We start from the raw sequence: 17,922 nt of genomic DNA, 5'->3' as shown, positions 1-17,922 counted from the left end.
TCCGTTACTGGTGAGATGAATGACTGAGGAGAGGACACACATCAGGCATCGCAAAAATTTCTAGGGTTGAACTGACTGTGTAGAGCTTCATACCGCAGCGGTCGGACAGCGACGCAGTATTAATAAAGCCTTCGTAGCCACTGAAAAGCGCCGACTTCGTGTTCAGCGCCGCTGCGACATCTGGCCGCTTGCGTTCAATTTTAAGCGCCCCAACGACTTTTCCAGCTTCAACAGCAATGACGTACTGCGCGGTACCATTGGCCTGCTCGAGGAGGCTCCAACCTCTCAAATAGAAGCCGTCCGATGTTTTCCTAGCATCATCGATGCTTCCTGTTGCCCCAATAAAAGTGGGCTGCAGGGCTTTCAGATAGAAAACGTTATCCTTTATCGATAGACGCTCAGCAAAATGCTCGGCACCAAGGGTGGATGGCACCGAATTTATCTGCACGCCGCTTTTTTCCAAGGCGCTGATAGCACCTTGACCAATCGCCGAATTCGGAAAGTTAGAGGACGTAAGCGTGTTAGTGCGCCAAGAGACGGCGTTTGTCCAAGTCATAAACATCAAGGTTGCCGTTAAAGCGGCTAGAGAAATATTGCTTGATTGCAGGGATTCTGGACCCTTCGTCGAGTCGGCGTCGAACACATTTCGCGACGTTGCCACGGCTATTAGTAGAGCTATGAATGGTATGGTTACGAAAAGATAGCGTCCCTGCGGCTGAGGTAGTGAGTTCTGCGACGCAAGCAGGCTAAGTACGATGATAGAAGGGAACAGACCTAACATCATGATAAGAGGAAGCAGTCTTTTCAGAAAGAAAACCTGCCGGATGTTTTCCGAGAAAGAAAACATGGTTTTCACTGTGGCGATTATCAGTAGCAGCGTGAAAAGCACTGCGGCTATCAGATAGTATACTGCTGGAATGAATATGTTCATCCATCCAGTCGTTGAGAAATAGCTCATCAATGTGAGCGTGATCCAGGATTCAAAGTTTTGTAGATTGATTAATTGATCAGCACACCTCAGGTAGCAAGTACCGTACCCGGCCGCCGGATTAGACTTATGCATAGCAACGAAGTCGATCTGCCCGGATATACCTGAAATTTCGTTATATGTGGTATAGGTCACCAGAAGCATCGGCGTCGATACGACCAGAGCTGTGAAAATCAATATTGTGGCGCGCTTCCAAGAGATGCTCTTTTCCAGATACTGGTTAACTGCAAGCATTAGAAGCACAAATACAAGAGCGGGCCATAGGTATAACTTGGCGAGGAACATTAATCCCAACGCGGCGCCCAAAAATGCCGCGTTTTTCTCGGATTGTCTTTTCAAGAAACCAAGTAGCGAGCTTAGTAGCAAGGCGACGCTAACCAACCCATAAGCGTCACTATTGAAGTAGGAAAAGACAAAAGTGACTTGTGGAATGGCGCAAACGATAGCTGCACCCAGCGCTGCCATTCTATTTGACATACCTGCGGTACGGCAAATGCGAAAGAGCGCGCAAATGAACACACCCGCTAAAATCCAGTTAAAAGACCGAGCGGCGAGGTATGCCAGGTCGCTTGGAAACAGCCAGCTCAAGCTATGTAAGCTGATAATTGCGCCTAAAACATGAGGAAAAGGCAAGCCGTGATACCAGAAGTCTCCCGGTTGCCAGGTATGACCTGAAATTGAACCGGTAAACGCTTGACTGGGCTCGGTCGGGGCTGGCAGAGCGTGATACGCGTTAAGGTATTCCAGCAGGTAAAAATGAGTAGACTCATCTGGAGCGTCATTGAATGCGATTCCCGCCGACCAGAGCGCGACTACAGCCAAATAGACAACTGCCAGTAACCATTGATAGCCATTGCTGGATAAGCCGTAGTTTTCCGTTTTTTTCGAGTTAAGCACAACGCCGTCCCTTTAGAATTGTATCTTTTGCTCTGTTGGCTTGACCAAGCATCCTTTCAATTCTGAATCCTTGGCGGCCAAGCCAGTCCAAAGTCCTCATGATCTAATGTAAGGTTGGGATTGTACGTATAGTCATCACGCAGCCGCGGCCAGCGCGACTGCACATAAAGCACTTCTTTGGAGAAACGCTCTTTCTTTTGGGGGGTGTCTTCAAGACCTCGAGTTGCGGACTCATGATGGTACAGCTCGGCAAAAGGCGTCCAGACATTCAGGTAGCCCGCTTCTTGGACTCGTAGACAGAAGTCGACGTCGTTGAATGCGATCTTCAAGTTTACCTCGTCCAGTCCGTTCACTTCTTCGAAAATAGATTTTTTGATGACCAGGCACGCAGCAGTGACCGCGGAAAACTCTTGGGTCAACGCGGCGCGGCAGAAGTAGCCGTAATCACCTTTGGGAAGGTATTTATGTGAGTGGCCCGCCACGCCGCCTACACCAACGACTACACCGCCATGCTGCAGGCGATCGTCTGGGTACCACAATCTTGCGCCCACCGCGCCTACCTTGGGTTGTAGGGCGATTGATACCATCTCTTCAAGCCAGCCCGGCGTAACGACCTCTATGTCGTTATTAATAAGGCCGATCAGCTCGCCATTGGCGAGTTTCACCGCATTATTGTTCAAGGCGGAGTAGTTGAACGGCCCGTCATCGCGCAATACGCGGACGTTGTCTTCTCGACCAATCTCAGCGAAGTAGTTCAGCGATTCGGGTTCGTCCGAGCCATTGTCTACAAGAATGATTTCGTACCGGGGATAGGTCGTGAGTTTCTTGATACTGTCGATGCACTGCCTAACCAGGGCATGGGCATTCCGGGTTGGGATGACCAACGTGACGAGTGGCAGAAACTCTGGCAGGTTGTAATGCACGCGATACATGCCCATGGGTAACAATTCGGTCGCACCAATATTGCCTTTGCGTTCCAAGTGTTCGTCCAGAGCTTTGACCCCGGCAAGGGCAGCATAAGGCTTTTCATCTCCGGCCATAGCCGTGCTGCCAGGGTGGATCCGCCAGTGATACAGGACGCGGGGAATGTGGATGATCTGATTGCGCTCAAGCTTGTCGACGCAGCGCAGGGCAAGGTCGTAGTCCTGAGCCCCTTCGAATCCAGCTCTGAATTGACCAACTTCATCGACTAGATCGCGACGATAAACGCCCAGGTGGCAAACCATGTTTTGTGAGCGAAACAGGAATTCGTTCCAGTCGGACTTGAAGTAGGGCGAGCTTCGAATGCCCTTTGCATCAATTTTGTCCTCGTCGGAATAAATGATACCGGCATTGGGATTATCCCTAATGGTACGAGCCACCCAGTACAATGCGTGCTTCGGTATTAAGTCGTCGTTATCCATGAGGGCAACGTACTGTCCGCTGGCGATCTTCAATGCCGAATTGCTCGCATGAGAGATATGGCCGTTTTCCTTCCTGAAAACCACCTTGATGCGCTTGTCTTGAGCTTCAAGCGAACTAAGGTATTCAATGACTTCTAGTTTCGTAGACGCATCGTCCGCCAAACATAGTTCCCAATGTGGGTATAGCTGTTCGCTCACGCTTTCTACCGCTTCGCGCAGCAAATCTAACGGCGGGTTATACACAGGCATAATGATGGAGATAACCGGATTTTTTTCCCATGTGGTTATCTCTTCGGTGATCGCCTGGCTCAAAGTTTCGGATAACGTGTCGTAATACTCGACCCACTTCTGGTAGTCATGACGGTCAATGACTTCACGGGTTTCTTTGCCGGGGAACGCATCATTGGTTGCGCCGTTGGCCCAGCGAGCACGTGCTATGACGCCCGCGAGCCCGTGAACTTGCCATACGGCACGGGCTTTTTTTGCTGTACTGGCGAGGCCACCGCCTCTTCGGATGATGGAGCGCAGTAGCCCATAAGCCAGTCTCGCTCGTCGGGCGACGCGTGCGAAACGTCGTAACGGCGCAGATAGTTTCCAGCTGGTGGATGAATACATAGCGATGATGTGCAGGTTCAAGTTATGGATATGGGTATCTTTGTCCACGAGCTGCAGATTCGAATTGTGGATATGAGTATCTTTGTCCAGCAGTTGCCCATTCAGATCGCGGATCTGCGTATCTTTTTCCAGAAGTTGAAGCGTTGAATCTTCGAGGCGACGTTGGAATTCTTCTTCCATTAGGCGCGCCACATCAAGCTCCGTCAGCAGCGCAAAAGAAATCTGCAATGCCAACTGAGAACGCTTGGTATCTGCGGAGAATTCGTAGGGAATGATTACCCATGGGTCATCGTGGACAGCAATGGAGACGCTGCTCCTTCCGTGGCGCCCGATGGTGATTGCCCCGATAGCCTTAAGGGGAGCGCTGGCACAATCCTGCCATGTCCATATCAGATCCTTTCCTGAATACAGTTTCATCGCGCTAATAGAAAACGATTGGCAGTCATTCACCGGGTCAAATCGGATTTCTTTTGCTGGCAGGTGCGCAGGAATGTCAAAGACCAGCGTCTGCTCGCCGTCCCGTGCGAGTTGGCTCACTGAGCGGCGCTCTGAAAAACTGCCGTCTTCTTCGCTGAAGTAGAGGGTCGCCAGCCTCGGCGCTTTCTCGCCACGTTTTCCGGCGATAGGGATCGTGGCATCAGGCGACCAGTTCAGGAAAGTTTTTGCATCGCGGCCGGACACCTTTTCCTGAAAAAATGCCTCAGCTTGCATGTAGCGCTCGAGATCCTGCTCATTGATCGCCAGTTCAGCGCTAGCCAGCAACCGAGTGATGAAATCCTTCCGGCTGATTGCCGTGGTGCTCGCGCTAAAGGGGGTTGCGGTGGCCATAAGCAAAAGCAGGCCGCGCATCAAAAGGTGGCCTAGCTCAACGCCTCCGATCATTTCCCATTCGATGTCAATGAGCTGCGGGTTGCCGGAGGGGTCGAGAATAATGTTCTGCGGCACTGCGTCAAGATAGCGCGCAGGCAGGACGCGGCTTAACCGATCAACGTCGGTAGGCGCTCCTTCAAGGGCAAGGAGTTGCTGGAGGCTGTTCAGATAACGTTTGAAAAAGGGGATGAAGGTTTCAACCGTCCAGTTTTCGGTGAGGGACGCCTCTAGAAACTCGGCGCTCAGCACCCGTCCGGCAGCGTAATTTTGCCGCATCGAAAGAATATGCTTGAAGGTTTCACCGATGGAATTGACAGTATTCTCGGCCGCTGACACGCCAGCTAACCTGGCCGATCGAACCTCTATCCCGTTTGACGTCTTAACAAATACGGCTTCTTTGCAATATTCCGCCTTGCGACCGGTGCTGTAATGGTACGCAAGTACGTCTTCCGAGATAATCTGTTCGCGAGCAGCAGTGGCTACGACCAGGAAAGAGTTAGCTAGCTCCATGCCCAGATGGTTGTTGATCACTACTGGCCATGCCATTTCCAGGCTGAAATGGGTGCGGGCTGGCAGTTGAGGATCTTTGCGCGTGTTTTGCCATGCCAGGGCGGCTGCGTCAAAGTCGGAACAATTGAAGCCTTTTTCGGTGATTAGCGAGTTAGGCAGCTTGTAGTCCGGATACGGCGACAGGAAGTTTGACGAGGCAAACCCGGCGCGAGCAATAAGCTGTTCCAGTTCGTTCTTGCCAAAGGTTTTGGGTTGACCATGGCTATAGCGGCCTTCAATGCCATACATGGCGATGCCTAGATGATCCTCTGGCGCACCGGCGAAGTATTTCAGACCCAACTGGTTTTCAATGGCAATAAACAAGTGGCCATCGGGTTTTAGTAGTTGGCGAATACGCTTGAGCATTCCATACGCTGGGTCTGGGTCAGCACTGAACATGCTGGCGTACTCAAGCACGCCAATCAGTGTAACAACGTCAAACTGCTGCTCAATCTTGAAGTCGTCAAATCGCTCAGCCAGTACCGTGACGTTGTCCAGATCGCGGCTGCGGCTCGCGGCAATTGCGGCCCGGCGCGGGCTGCCTTCAAGGGACAGTACCTCGGCGCCTACTTCGCCGAGGTAACGGCTAATTGCGCCGCAACCCGCACCGATTTCAAGAACAGACTTCCCCTTGAGCAGATGCTCAAACGGACGAAAGAGATTTCCGCGACTCGGGCTCAGGTGATAGAGCTTTGCCCAGTCAGTGCAGTACTGCGGTAGCTCGGCGGACAGGACCGATACGTCCTGTGCGTTCCGGATGATTTCAGCCAGCTCATTTTCCGCGTTATCGCCGTCGCTGTAGGCGATGCCCGCGAAGTCCGGACGCACCCAAACCTCCGTTTCTGCATCGTGGGTATACCCATATTTGTCGAGCTCAAGCATTAACATTTACCGGATCAATTTCCATGGTGGCGCCAAGGTCTATCAAACCCAGGAGCTTCGGAGTGGGTTCTACGACGAAATGAATCGAATCATAACGTCTGTCATGGGGGACGATCTCTTCACCCTCTCGTGAGGCGATACCGATGGAGATGAAGTAGTCCCCCGTCGCGAGTGAGTTCTTGAACTTTAAATAGGCCTTGGCCTGACTGCCAGCCTGGCCGATCTGGCTTACACCGTCGCAATCGAGCATGTAGGAGTTGGTGCCGTAAACCGTGACGCCTTCCTTTGTCTTGATCGTAAAGCCGATGATAGGGTTGACGATCATCCTGTTGAAGCTGATCGCCAGAGTCAGAGTGATCTCTTCTCCTGACTCGACGCTGTTTGGGAACTCTCGCCCCGAAGCGCTCATGTGGAAGTCAAGTAACGTGGCGCCTTGATCACCCCAGCGGTATTCATGGGGGTTGTAACCCATTCGGCTGGCATAGACATCCGCGTCAAAACACAACGTTATTTTGTCTATCTCGGCAGGTTCGGCCTCAAGTCGCTCTGCTTCGGCGAGGTCCAGGCTCTTTGCTGTCGTCGCGCTTTTGTCTCGGCCGAACAGCAGATCGGTGTAGCGGTTGATGACGGGGCGGGACTCCCCAATCATCTCGAGCCTGCTTTGTTCCAGCAAAATAGCGCGCGAGCAATGAGTGACAACTTGCTCGCTGGAATGAGTGACCAAAAGGATGCTGGTCCCGTTTTCCTTCAGCTGGCGCAGGCGCTCGAAGCATTTAGCCTGGAAGCGAGCGTCACCTACCGAAAGTGCCTCGTCGACAACAAGGATTTCCGGATCAACTTGGGCTTGAACTGCAAACGCCAAGCGCACAGCCATGCCACTGGAGTAGGCCTTGACCGGTTGATCCAGGAACTCTCCGATATCGGCGAACCCGGCGATCGCATCGAATCGATCATTGACTTCATCCCGCGTCAGGCCGAGCACCGCGGCATTCAAATAGACGTTCTCCCGACCCGTGAACTCGGGGTTGAAACCTGAGCCCAGCTCAAGCAGCGCGGCAACGCGACCTCGGGTCTCGATTTCTCCCAGCGTAGGGTTCAGCGTTCCGCAGATAATCTGAAGTAACGTCGATTTGCCTGAGCCGTTTCGCCCGACAATACCCACCGTTTCGCCTTTGTTGACATCGAAACTGATGTCACGCAACGCCCAGAACTCCCTGCCATATGTCGTAGCTTGCTTACCAAACAGGCGCTGGAGTCTTGGGACAAAAGCCTGCTTCAGGCGATCGTGTGGCTTGTCATAGGTGTAGAAGCACTTCGAGACGTTTTTAACGCTGATTACCGGATTATCAGATGACATCAGCGAATCCTTTACGCGTCTTTTGGAAAAACCAGAAACCCAGTGCTGCGACCAGCAGGCCAATCAGGACGGCGATCCCGAGGCTGCCCCACTGCGGCATATTTCCGAATAGCAAAACGCTTCGGCTTTCTTCAATGATGTATGTAAGCGGGTTCATTTGCAGCCATGGCCGGTAGACCTCAGGCAGGGCTGCCACTGGATAAAGAACCGGTGACAGAAATAGTAGTACTGTGGTCAGTACGGTAATCACGTGCCCGACGTCTCGCAGGTACACGCCAAGCGATGCGAGGAACCAGGTAATGCCCAGAGTGCCAAGAATGAGCGGCATCAGGATCAGAGGAAACAGCAAGGCGGTCCAATACATCGTGTGCGCAATGAGTACTTGGGCGATTAGCAGGACCACCAGGCTGATGCAACTGTGGAACAGAGCGGAACCCAAGGTGATGATGGGCAGAATCTCTAGCGGAAACACGACTTTCTTGACGTAGTTGCTGTTGCTCATGACCAGCGAGGGAGCCCGATTTGCACACTCCGCGAAAAGCCCGTGCACGATCATGCCTACGAACAGGAGGATAGCGAAGCCACCTTTGCCAGTATCGACGCCTACCCAGCGGGCACTGAATATCTCGGAAAAAACGAAGGTATAAACAGCAAGCATCAGGATTGGGTTGAAGAAGGACCAGGCGAGTCCCATCACCGAACCGCGATAGCGGCCTATGACTTCACGTTTAGTCATTTGAGAAATTAACGATCGGTTCTTCCATAGGCTCGCTGCCAGTCGCAAAGGGCCTGCAGCTGGAGATAAATGAGGATTCACTACGCGAACACCTCGGCATCTTCGAATCTAACCGCTTTCTGATCCTTGCTGGACAGGGTAGGTGGCTCGCTGAGTGGCCATTCGATCGCGATAGTCGGGTCATTCCAAGCCAGGCTACGCTCGTGTTCAGGCGCCCAGTAGTCAGTTGTTTTGTATAAGAATTCGGCGCTTTCTGACAGCACGACGAAGCCGTGGGCAAAACCTTGCGGTATCCACAGCTGTTTTTTATTCTCGGCGCTGAGGCGTATGCCGACCCATTTGCCGAACGTGTCGGAGCTTTTCCTCAAGTCGACGGCTACATCGAACACTTCGCCATGAGTTACACGGACCAGCTTTCCTTGCGCCTGCTGGATTTGATAGTGCAGGCCTCGCAAAACGCCTTTGATAGAACGGGAGTGGTTGTCCTGAACAAACTCTGCTGAGCCGCCTACCACTTCTTTGAAGACTTTCTGGTTGAAGCTTTCAAAGAAAAAGCCCCGATCGTCACCGAAAACTTTAGGTTCGAAGACGATAACGTCCGGGATGGCGAGGGGTATTGCGTTCATCTATCAGGTTCTCCGAGATGCAGACCACTGCCGACGATGGCGGCGGCTGGAAAGGCCTCTGCGAAAAGGCCGGCCCATAAAATGTTTGGTGCTGCAGTTATTTTTGCGGCGCCGATATCCAGCGACGTGGAACGCTGAGCTCTCACTGGCAACGTTTTTTTAAATAAAGGTGCTCCCACTGTTCCCTGCACATGGCACGGGGGGGGCGAAAATAAAGGCCTGCACGTTAACATAAGCCAACCCTGAGGGCATTCTGCGGCCGAGTTGTCATACGCGGGGCGGTGTATGCGAAAAGCGGACCCACGCTACCGATCCTTTTTTAATCACTAGAAGATGCGCTAGGCCACAGATCAGATCAGATCCGTCCGAGGCAGGCTGCCAAGAACAGACTTAGATTGCCTTCGATTGTTTGGCGATAAATCCCTGATTTACGAAGCTCACAGAGTCGCCCTCGCAGGCCTGATCGACGGCCAACTTCAAAATGCCCGATGGTAATTCGGCTTTCGTGAGTCAATAGGGGAGTCATCACCTTCAAAATCCGCAGGTTTGTATCATTCCACTCGACAAATCGGCCAGAAAGCATCTTTCGAAAGCGGGTAACACGATCTTTGAAGCTCGTGTTTGCGCCGATGAGATTGCCGCCATGCTGACGGTAATCCAACGTCGGTTCTGGGTCGTAGACAGCCTCTCCCCCGCAGGCTGTTACCAGAATGTAGGCTAGCCAGTCATGTGCAACTACAGCAGCATCATCTGGCAGCTGAAGTAGTACTTCGCGAGCCGCCTGATTGATCAGCATGGTGTTGGCGCCTGCAAGGCTCTGAACCAGTGCGTTCTGGAAGGAAGGCGGTCGAGAAAACAAGGGGGAGAAACCAATGATGTTGCCAACGGCATCGGTCAAGCGTGTCCTGGAGCCGTAAATCGCTGGAGTCTCTTTCGTCAACAGCTCAAGGCGATCAATGCCCCGCTCCAGCTTGTCGGTAAACCATACGTCGTCTTGATCGCTAAACGCATAGTAGCGTGCCTGGACTTCAGGTCGCTTGAGTAGTGAGATGAAATTCTTTCCGAAGCCTTGGCGCGGTCCGTCGAATATCCTCAGCCGCTCCTCGCCCCAGCGCTGCTGATAATCGGCCAGAATGTCACGCGTCGCATCAGTGGATGCGTCGTCAGATACGTACAGCGTCCAATTCCCGAAGGATTGGCCATTAAATGATTCGAGTTGTTCCTCCAAGTAAGCGGCACCGTTATAGGTGCACATCATTATTGCGACATCGACGCTGCAATCACTCGAAGCTTCAGTCTCTCGAAGGCTTTGGGCTGTCATGGGGCTTAGGCCGTTACCCTCATCCTTTTCCGTAAGTCGGGATTTCAAGCAGTTCTTCGCTTATCAAAAGGTGCCATTTTACGCCTTGTGCCTAGTTCCGTCAGCTCTGAGATTGTTTCAGGGGCCTCGGGGACGAGCCCGCTCGCGAAAGGCGCGTACATTTAGCACTGATTTACCTTCTGGATTTCACCTTGGTGAACAAGCTCACCCCCATAGATTAGGGTGATAGGCGGGAGCTGAGCTCGTGTCAGTTTCCGCGCCTACTATCAATCCGCACCAACCGCCCACCTTCGAACCTCAGGTATTGATACATCCCGCTGTTCGGGCCGTAGATCCATTCCTGAACCTGGACCTGATCGACCTGCCGGAAATGATTGACGGTTTCCTTGTAACCGACGATGTCCTGGCTGACCGGCTGGCCGCATTTCTGCTGCACTTCGAACATCCGGTCGCCGACGCTGATCAATTGACTGCCGCAACGCAAGGTATCTGCCTGAACCAGGCCACTCAACGCTGCCAGACTGAGAATGGCTACGGTCCTGGTGAATACACTCTTCAAAAGTCGTTACTCGCTGTCCAGATGCAGGGGGCTGATGACGCGGCCGTCTTTCTCCGGTTGGCCGAGCGACGCGTCAACGAAATACACGCGATCATCCGCTAATTGCCCTTTGTCCACCAGATAGTCCTTGATACTTCCGGCGCGTGCCTGACCCAACTGACGCAGCAACAGCTCGCTGGAGCTCCAGGATTTGAGCACCGCCTCGCGCAGCTTGTTCTGGCGTTCTTCTTTGCCCAGATCGACCCATTCGGCTGGTGGTTGCTGCTTGAGGCGGGTGCGGTAAATTCCTTCGAGCATCGGTGGTTTTTCGTCATCGGGCACTTTCAGATCACTTGCCTGAGCCGGGACCTTGTCGCCGCGACGCTGGAGGATCTTGTAGTAGGTGCTCTGGTATTCGCGTTCAAGCCGTTGCTGGGCAATCAGCGGCCCGTCGCTGGCTTCGGCGCTGGTGCCTTCGATCTCCAGGCGCAGGGCAGGGCGTTCTTTCAATGCTGCGGCCAGCTTGTTCAGCGAGGCCTGTGCCTCGCCGCTCAAGTCATCCGAACCCGGCGCGAATGCGACAGTGCCCAGATCTTCCGAGCCACCGCCGCTGATCAAACCACCGATGAACTTGAACGGCGCAGCCGCGGCCCTGACCACCAGATTGCGCAACGTCTGCCAGACAATCGGCATGACGCTGAATTGCGGATTGTTCAAATCGCCGGTCACGGGCAGCTCGATGGAAATCTTGCCATCGACGTCTTTGAGCAGGGCAATCGCCAGCTTTAACGGCAGGTTGACGGCGTCCGGGCTGTCGACCTTCTCACCCAACTGCAGTTGCTCGACCACTACCTTGTTTTCAGCCTTCAACTGGCCTTTGGTGATCAGGTAATGCAGGTCCAGATTCAACCGACCCTTGCGAATGCGATAACCGGCGAACTTGCCGGAATAGGGAGTCAGCGTCGTTAGTTCGACACGGCGGAAACTGGTGGCGATGTCCAGGCTGGCCAATGGGTTGAACGGATTGAGCGCGCCCTTGATGGTGACCGGCGCATAGCGATCGACCTTGCCCTGAATATTCACAGGGGCGGGTTTGTCCTGACGATTGTCCAGCGTGCCTATCTTGCCGTTGAGTTGCTGCACGGCCGTTGCGAAGTTGGGCGTAAGGCTGAAGTCCGCGAAGTTGGCCGAGCCGTTATTGATGTTCACTTCACCGATACGAATACCCATCGGTTTGTCGGCGGCGGCTTTCGCTTTGGGGGTTGTTTTGGACGCAGCAGAATCGCCCTCCGCTGGCTGCGGTATCAGCAAGTCATCAATGTTGGTGGTGCGGTCGTTCGCGATGATGAAGCGTGCGTAGGGCTGGTCGATATTGATGGTGGCGATGCTAAGACTGTCGCCGAGCTGGAAGTTCAGGCCGTCGACATTCAACCGCTGCCATTTCACGAAGTCCCGCGATTTGAGCGTGTCGAGCGTGTGCAACTGATCGACCTGGGCCTTGCCGGTGATGCCCAGTGCCAGTGGCTCGGTGCTCTTCAGGTCAACAGCGAGGTCGGTGTTGAGCATCCCGCTGCGCACTTCCAGGCGAATGAACGGCGTGACGTAGGACTGAGCCATACGCAGGTCGATGTCGCGAGTGGTGACATTGAGTTTGGCGCTCACCGGCGCAAGATTGACCTCGCCTTCGGCCGTCAGCTTGCCCTGCTTGCCCAAGCCGGTGTCGAGCTTGAGATTGAAAGGCGACTTGTTGAGGCTGTCGAAGTGGGTCAGGTCCAGATTGAGCGGGCCGACCTCCAGCGCCACAGGTTCTTTGGGCACCTTGTCCGCTAGATGTACCCGGTAATCGCGTAGCTGGGTATCACGCAGCAGGACCTGCCAAGGCTTGCTCGGCGCTGCCGACTCTTTGCTTGCATTGGCTTCAGCACCGGATGCGGTGGCGGGTTGCTGTTTCTCGACGTCGGCTTTTTTCTGTTCGGATTTGGATGGCTGACTGGCGAACAATTTCTGCCAGTCCAGCTCGCCATCGGCTTCGCGAGCGGCCCAGGTTTCCAAACCTTGACTGCGGATCTTTCCTACAGTAACCAACTGCTTGGCAAGGTCGATGGACGTCTCGCTGACTTCGAGATTGTTCAGGCGCACCAGGGGTCGACCATCCGGCGCGTCGATGGCGAAGGGCGCGACCTTGAGGGACGTGTTGTCCAGCAACAGTTCGGTTTCTTTTGCCAGATTCAGTTTGTAATGGGTATTGAGGTTGAGCACGCCATCCTTGAGCACCAACGGCAGGGCGTCGCGCACATAGGGCCACCAGACTTTCATCTTGCCGTCAGTGACTTTCAGGGTGCCTTCGGAGGTGATCGGCACGAGACTGATGCGCCCAACCCAGTCGATCTGGCCGCCTTCCGGGCCTGCCGCCACCAATGTCATGTCGGCGTTGTCTTCGGGGAGTGTGCTGAGGTTTTTCAGCTCGAAATTAAGTGTGTCGTAGAGAAACTCGATCGGCTCGCTGGGGCGTAAATCCTGGAAGTGCACATAACCGTCAGCGAGTTTGATTTCGTCGATACGCAGCGGGAACGGTTTGCTAGGCGGTTCGTCAGGCTTGGCCGGCTCGCTCGGTGGCAGCTTGAACAGCCCGGCCAGGTTGAGCTTGCCGTCCTTGGAAAACAGCAGCTCGGTCTTGGGCTTGTTCAACTCCACCGACTCAAGATGCAGGGCTTTGGTCCACAGGCTGTCGATCTGCAGATTGGCGTAAAGCCGTTCGAAAGCGATCTGCTCCTTGCCAGGTGCGCCGATGTTCAGGCCCCACAGCGTCACTTTCAGACTGTAGGGATTGAGTTCGAGACGGTCGAGTTTTGCCGGAACCGTGGCGTAATTTGCCAGCTGTTGGTTGATCACACGCAGCGCAATGCCCGGCAGGATTAGGAATCCAAGCAAGCTGTAAATTGCGAAGACGGCCAGCAAGGCGCCGATGGCGCGTTTCAATCCTTTGGGCATGTAGGTCGCCAACTCTCTCGTTGTGAGGTGCCTTTGAGTATGGCACGTCAATCTGGTTCCGAAGTCGCTCGCCTTAATGCTTGTAGGAAACTTCCTTGCAGCCGGTGCGTGATCAAAGTTGCAAGATCAAGGTCTTGAGCGGGGGCTGCTGGTCCATCGACGGAAAGTCGGCACCGGGTGTGAGCACCTGACAGTCGCGAACAGGCCGGCCGATCTTGCTCGCGCAACGCAATACCTGATCGCGCCAGTCATCCATGCTGACCTTTGCCAGGTTGTTGCAGCAGATCAGCACGCCATCTTCGGCAGTGGTCAGCAGCGCCGGCTTCAGTAGGCTTTGATAGTCGCGCAGCAAATCGACAGTGCCGAACGCGCTCTTGGCCCAGGCGGGTGGATCGAGCAGAACCAGATCGAACTGACGCTGGTCGAGGCGCGCGTAGCTCGGAAGTTTCTGGCCGCGGCGGGAGGCAATGGGCAGACCCGCCAATTGGCGAATTGCCGGGAAATAGTCGGACTGGATGAACTGCATTTGTGGCAGTTGCCGGTTCAGTTCGCCGTTTTCACGGCCCACCGCGAGGTTGCCTTCGGCGAAATCCAGATTACACACCTCGCGCGCACCGCCTGCTGCGGCGCTAAGGCCAACGCCGCAGGTATAGGCGAACAGGTTGAGCACGCTTTTGCCCTTGGCATGGTCCTTAACCCAGCCGCGCGCATTGCGCAGGTCGAGAAACAGCAACGGGTCCTGCCCGGCATGACGTCCGCGAACCCGGTAGTTCAGGCCCCATTCGTGGCCGATCAGATCTTGCAGCGCGGCTTCGTCGGCTTTATAGACGGCGTCGGTGCGATCAATCCGGGAATTGCCGTGGGATCGGTCGTTGTAAACCAGCATCAGATCAAGGCCTAGGCGTGCGTTGATGGCGGCGTGCAGAGCCAGCAGCGCGTCGCGGTCAAGGCTGCTGTGGAAACTTTGTACCAGAAGTTGCGGACCGTAGCGGTCGACGGTCAAACCGCTCGCGCCTTCCTGACTACCGTGGAACAGGCGATAACAATCCGTGCCTTGGGCGTGCAGTTCGGCTAGCAGGGATTGGCGATTGTCGAGGGCGACGCTGAGCGCCTGATTCAAGGAAGACATGCTCGGCGCCTTGGGGCAGGAATAAAGGCGTGCGAGTTTATCAGTAAGGTAGGAGGCGGTGTGATGGTGGTTCCAGACGTTGCGCCGGGCGCAGCCTTTGATCGTTCCCCGCTCTGCGTCATCAATATCAGATGCAGAGCGTCCTGGGCTCCGTTGCCACGCGGAGCGTCGGAACAATCACGATCGTTTTCCACGCGCGTGGCATGCCGCCTGTATTTTTATCGTTCCCACGCTTCGCATGGGAATGTTGCCCGTGATGCTCCGCGTCATCATCAGCAAACGCAGAGCGTCCTGGGCCTCCGTTACCACGCGGAGCGTGGGAACGATCAAGGCGTAGGGGAAATTACCGCGCCAACGCCAGCGCCACACCTTGGCCGCCGCCAATGCACAGAGTTGCCAGGCCTTTCTTCGCGTCGCGCTTGATCATTTCGTGTAGCAGGGTCACCAGCACGCGGCAGCCCGATGCGCCGATCGGGTGTCCGATGGCGATGGCGCCGCCGTTGACGTTGACCTTCGCCATGTCCCAACCCAGGTCTTTTGCCACCGATAGCGATTGCGCGGCGAAGGCTTCGTTGGCTTCGATCAGGTCCAGATCGTCCAGCGACCAGCCAGCCTTGTCCAGGCAACGACGTGTCGCGCTGACCGGGCCGATGCCCATGATCGCCGGGTCGACACCTGCGTTGGCGTAGGCCGCGATGCGCGCCAGCACCGGCAAGCCCAGTTCCTCGGCCTTCTTGGCGCTCATCAGAATCACCGCCGCCGCGCCGTCGTTCAGCGACGACGCGTTACCGGCCGTCACGGTGCCGTCTTTCTTGAACGCAGGCTTGAGCTTGGCGAGCGATTCGGCAGTGGTGCCTGCCCGCGGCTGCTCGTCAGTGGCGAAGGAAATCGGATCGCCTTTGCGCTGTGGAATCAGGATCGGGGTAATTTCGTCGGCGAAGCGCCCGGCTTCGATGGCCGCGCTGGCTTTCTGTTGGGAGGCGGCAGCAAAGGCATCCTGCGCTTCACGGCTGATCTCGTACTTTTCCGACAAGTTCTCGGCGGTGATGCCCATGTGGTAATCGTTGAAGGAATCCCATAGGCCGTCACTGATCATGGTGTCGACCATGGTCGCGTTGCCCATACGCAGACCGGTGCGCGCGCCCGGCAGCACGTAATTCGCCAGGCTCATGCTTTCCTGGCCGCCAGCAATGATCACCTCGGCGTCGCCGCAGCGGATCGCCTGAGTGCCCAGATGCAGCGCCTTGAGACCCGAGCCGCAGACCTTGTTCAAGGTCATCGCAGGCACAGCGAATGGCAGCCCGGCCTTGATCGACGCCTGACGCGCAGGATTCTGCCCCGCCCCGGCGGTGAGCACTTGTCCCATGATCACTTCGTCCACCTGTGCAGGGTCCAGACCGGTCTGCGCCAGCAGTTGGCGGATAACCGCAGCGCCGAGATCGACAGCAGGAATATTCGCCAGCGAACCCTGGAAACTGCCGACCGCGGTGCGGGTAGCGGCAACGATTACGACGTCTTGCATGGTACGAATCCTCACTTTTTTTGGTTTGCGCGCCGGGACCGGGTCAGAAGATGAAGAGGGCGTAGGTCCGGGGTAGCAGAATCAAGGGCGCACATGGTGGCATGAATGACGGTGGTAATTTAAGCCCTTTGTCGTTTTGCATGCAGGCGCAGCGCCGACTCTATAAGAACGACACTGACCCTATGGGAGCGAATTCATTCGCGAGACGACGGTATGGGCGACGGATTCGTATTGGCTGTACTGGCCTCTGGCGAATAAATTCGCTCCCATAGAGGAATTGTGTTGGACCTAAGAGAGCAGAGCAGCGAAACCTATAAGAGCGAATTCATTCGCGAGACGACGGCACGGGCGACGGATTCGTATTGGTTGTACTGGCCTCTCGCGAACAAATTCGCTCCCACAGAGGAATTGTGTTGGACCTAAGAGAGCAGAGCAGCGAACCCTATAAGAGCGAATTCATTCGCGAGACGACGGCATGGGCGACGGATTCGTATCGGCTGTACTGGCCTCTGGCGAATAAATTCGCTCCCACAGCGAGATTCAGGCAATCCCCATCCTCCGTCTGGCCCGATGCACCGATGCATTGCGCACGGCCCAGCGCAAAATCGGCGCGGTGCGGTTCACCCCGCGGCGAATCATTGAGCGCCTGAAGTTCGTCATCCGAATATCGAACATCCCGCTGGCCCACTCAGGCAGCAGCTCGATCCCGGCCTGCATCATCAGATTGCCCATCGGTTTGGCCAGACGGCTCGGCGCCGGGGCGCTACGCAGAATACGATGCACCTCCCGCGTACGCTCATCACACAGCAATTGCGCACGCATTCGCTGCAAATAGTCGTCAATTTCAGCCGCTGAGCAGGGGATGTCACGCGCACCAAGACGCGCGGCGACGATGGCGGTTTCGGCGTAATACCGGTCCTGATCCTCGCGCGACAGCTCAGGATTGAGATAACGCAGATGCGCGGCCATGAAGCTGCTGACTTCAGCGACATGCACCCAGGTCAGCAACTCAGGATCATCAGCGGTGTAGCTGCTGCCGTCCGGCGCGACGCCGCTGACCTTCGAATGAATGTGGCGCACCTTGTCGATCAGCCAGTTGGCGTCGTGGGTCGAGCCGAAAGTCGTGCCGGAAATGAACTGGCCCGTGCGTCGCAGTCGGCCGAGCATGTCTTCGCGAAAGTTCGAGTGATCCCAGACGCCGGCCAGCACACGCGGATGGAGCATCTGCAGCATCAGCGCGCAGATCCCGCCAATGAGCATGCTGGGAAAGTCGCCATGCACCTGCCAGCACACCGCCTTCGGCCCGAACAGTCCAGGATCGCCCTTGGGGTTCTCCATATCCAGCTGCCCAAGGGCCAGACCGGTCATGCTCATGACTTGGGTTTCGATGCGTGTACGGATGAATTCCATGGGTGTCCAAATGAGTGGGCTGACTGCGCGCTGTACACGTGTAGGAGCCGGCTTGCTGGCGAACTCATCGTGTCAGGCACATTGATGG

At 55.4% G+C, this 17,922-nt stretch carries 11 protein-coding genes; all 11 read right to left on the bottom strand.

Features of this window, described 5'->3' with window-relative positions; genetic code table 11:
• Positions 1–4: 4 nt before the first annotated feature.
• Positions 5–1,885, bottom strand: a complete 1,881-nt coding sequence (locus tag ACRER8_RS24825) for a glycosyltransferase family 39 protein (RefSeq protein WP_431748817.1) — start codon at positions 1,883–1,885, stop codon at positions 5–7.
• A 56-nt stretch (positions 1,886–1,941) separates the two neighbouring features.
• Positions 1,942–6,204: a glycosyltransferase gene (locus tag ACRER8_RS24820; protein ID WP_431748816.1), complete on the bottom strand. Its 4,263-nt coding sequence runs from the start codon at positions 6,202–6,204 to the stop codon at positions 1,942–1,944.
• On the bottom strand, positions 6,197–7,561 hold the full coding sequence (locus ACRER8_RS24815) for an ABC transporter ATP-binding protein (RefSeq protein ID WP_431748815.1): 1,365 nt from the start codon (positions 7,559–7,561) through the stop codon (positions 6,197–6,199). The genes ACRER8_RS24820 and ACRER8_RS24815 overlap by 8 nt, the downstream gene beginning before the upstream one ends.
• Positions 7,551–8,378 carry an ABC transporter permease gene (locus tag ACRER8_RS24810; protein ID WP_431748814.1) on the bottom strand — a complete coding sequence of 276 codons (828 nt, stop codon included), beginning with the start codon at positions 8,376–8,378 and terminating at the stop codon, positions 7,551–7,553. Before ACRER8_RS24810 ends, ACRER8_RS24815 begins: the two co-directional genes overlap by 11 nt.
• Positions 8,378–8,923, bottom strand: a complete 546-nt coding sequence (gene rfbC / locus ACRER8_RS24805; protein ID WP_431748813.1) for a dTDP-4-dehydrorhamnose 3,5-epimerase — start codon at positions 8,921–8,923, stop codon at positions 8,378–8,380. The genes ACRER8_RS24810 and rfbC overlap by 1 nt, the downstream gene beginning before the upstream one ends.
• 355 nt (positions 8,924–9,278) lie before the next feature.
• Positions 9,279–10,244: a glycosyltransferase family 2 protein gene (locus tag ACRER8_RS24800; RefSeq protein WP_431748812.1), complete on the bottom strand. Its 966-nt coding sequence runs from the start codon at positions 10,242–10,244 to the stop codon at positions 9,279–9,281.
• A 247-nt stretch (positions 10,245–10,491) separates the two neighbouring features.
• Positions 10,492–10,803: a DUF2845 domain-containing protein gene (locus ACRER8_RS24795; RefSeq protein ID WP_431748811.1), complete on the bottom strand. Its 312-nt coding sequence runs from the start codon at positions 10,801–10,803 to the stop codon at positions 10,492–10,494.
• Between the two features lie 6 nt (positions 10,804–10,809).
• Entirely contained in the window at positions 10,810–13,773 is a 2,964-nt protein-coding gene (locus ACRER8_RS24790) for a DUF748 domain-containing protein (protein WP_431748810.1), read from the bottom strand.
• 112 nt (positions 13,774–13,885) lie between these two features.
• Positions 13,886–14,902 (bottom strand): class I SAM-dependent rRNA methyltransferase, encoded by a 1,017-nt coding sequence (locus tag ACRER8_RS24785; RefSeq protein WP_431748809.1) that lies wholly within the window; start codon positions 14,900–14,902, stop codon positions 13,886–13,888.
• A gap of 343 nt (positions 14,903–15,245) precedes the next feature.
• Positions 15,246–16,424 (bottom strand): acetyl-CoA C-acetyltransferase, encoded by a 1,179-nt coding sequence (locus ACRER8_RS24780; RefSeq protein ID WP_431748808.1) that lies wholly within the window; start codon positions 16,422–16,424, stop codon positions 15,246–15,248.
• A 540-nt stretch (positions 16,425–16,964) separates the two neighbouring features.
• On the bottom strand, positions 16,965–17,834 hold the full coding sequence (locus ACRER8_RS24775; protein ID WP_431748807.1) for an oxygenase MpaB family protein: 870 nt from the start codon (positions 17,832–17,834) through the stop codon (positions 16,965–16,967).
• Positions 17,835–17,922: the final 88 nt, after the last annotated feature.

The organism is Pseudomonas sp., assembly GCF_050739935.1.
Lineage (GTDB): Bacteria > Pseudomonadota > Gammaproteobacteria > Pseudomonadales > Pseudomonadaceae > Aquipseudomonas.
Note: the sequence above shows the minus strand (reverse complement) of the source record. Positions and strands in the feature narration are given on the sequence as shown.

What these genes read in the sequence shown, in the direction of transcription:
- ACRER8_RS24790 (WP_431748810.1), bottom strand. Translation starts at nt 13,773, where the DNA reads ATGCCCAAAGGATTGAAACGCGCCATCGGCGCCTTGCTGGCCGTCTTC.
- ACRER8_RS24780 (WP_431748808.1), bottom strand. Translation starts at nt 16,424, where the DNA reads ATGCAAGACGTCGTAATCGTTGCCGCTACCCGCACCGCGGTCGGCAGT.
- ACRER8_RS24775 (WP_431748807.1), bottom strand. Translation starts at nt 17,834, where the DNA reads ATGGAATTCATCCGTACACGCATCGAAACCCAAGTCATGAGCATGACC.
- ACRER8_RS24785 (WP_431748809.1), bottom strand. Translation starts at nt 14,902, where the DNA reads ATGTCTTCCTTGAATCAGGCGCTCAGCGTCGCCCTCGACAATCGCCAA.
- ACRER8_RS24815 (WP_431748815.1), bottom strand. Translation starts at nt 7,561, where the DNA reads ATGTCATCTGATAATCCGGTAATCAGCGTTAAAAACGTCTCGAAGTGC.
- rfbC (WP_431748813.1), bottom strand. Translation starts at nt 8,923, where the DNA reads ATGAACGCAATACCCCTCGCCATCCCGGACGTTATCGTCTTCGAACCT.
- ACRER8_RS24820 (WP_431748816.1), bottom strand. Translation starts at nt 6,204, where the DNA reads ATGCTTGAGCTCGACAAATATGGGTATACCCACGATGCAGAAACGGAG.
- ACRER8_RS24800 (WP_431748812.1), bottom strand. Translation starts at nt 10,244, where the DNA reads ATGACAGCCCAAAGCCTTCGAGAGACTGAAGCTTCGAGTGATTGCAGC.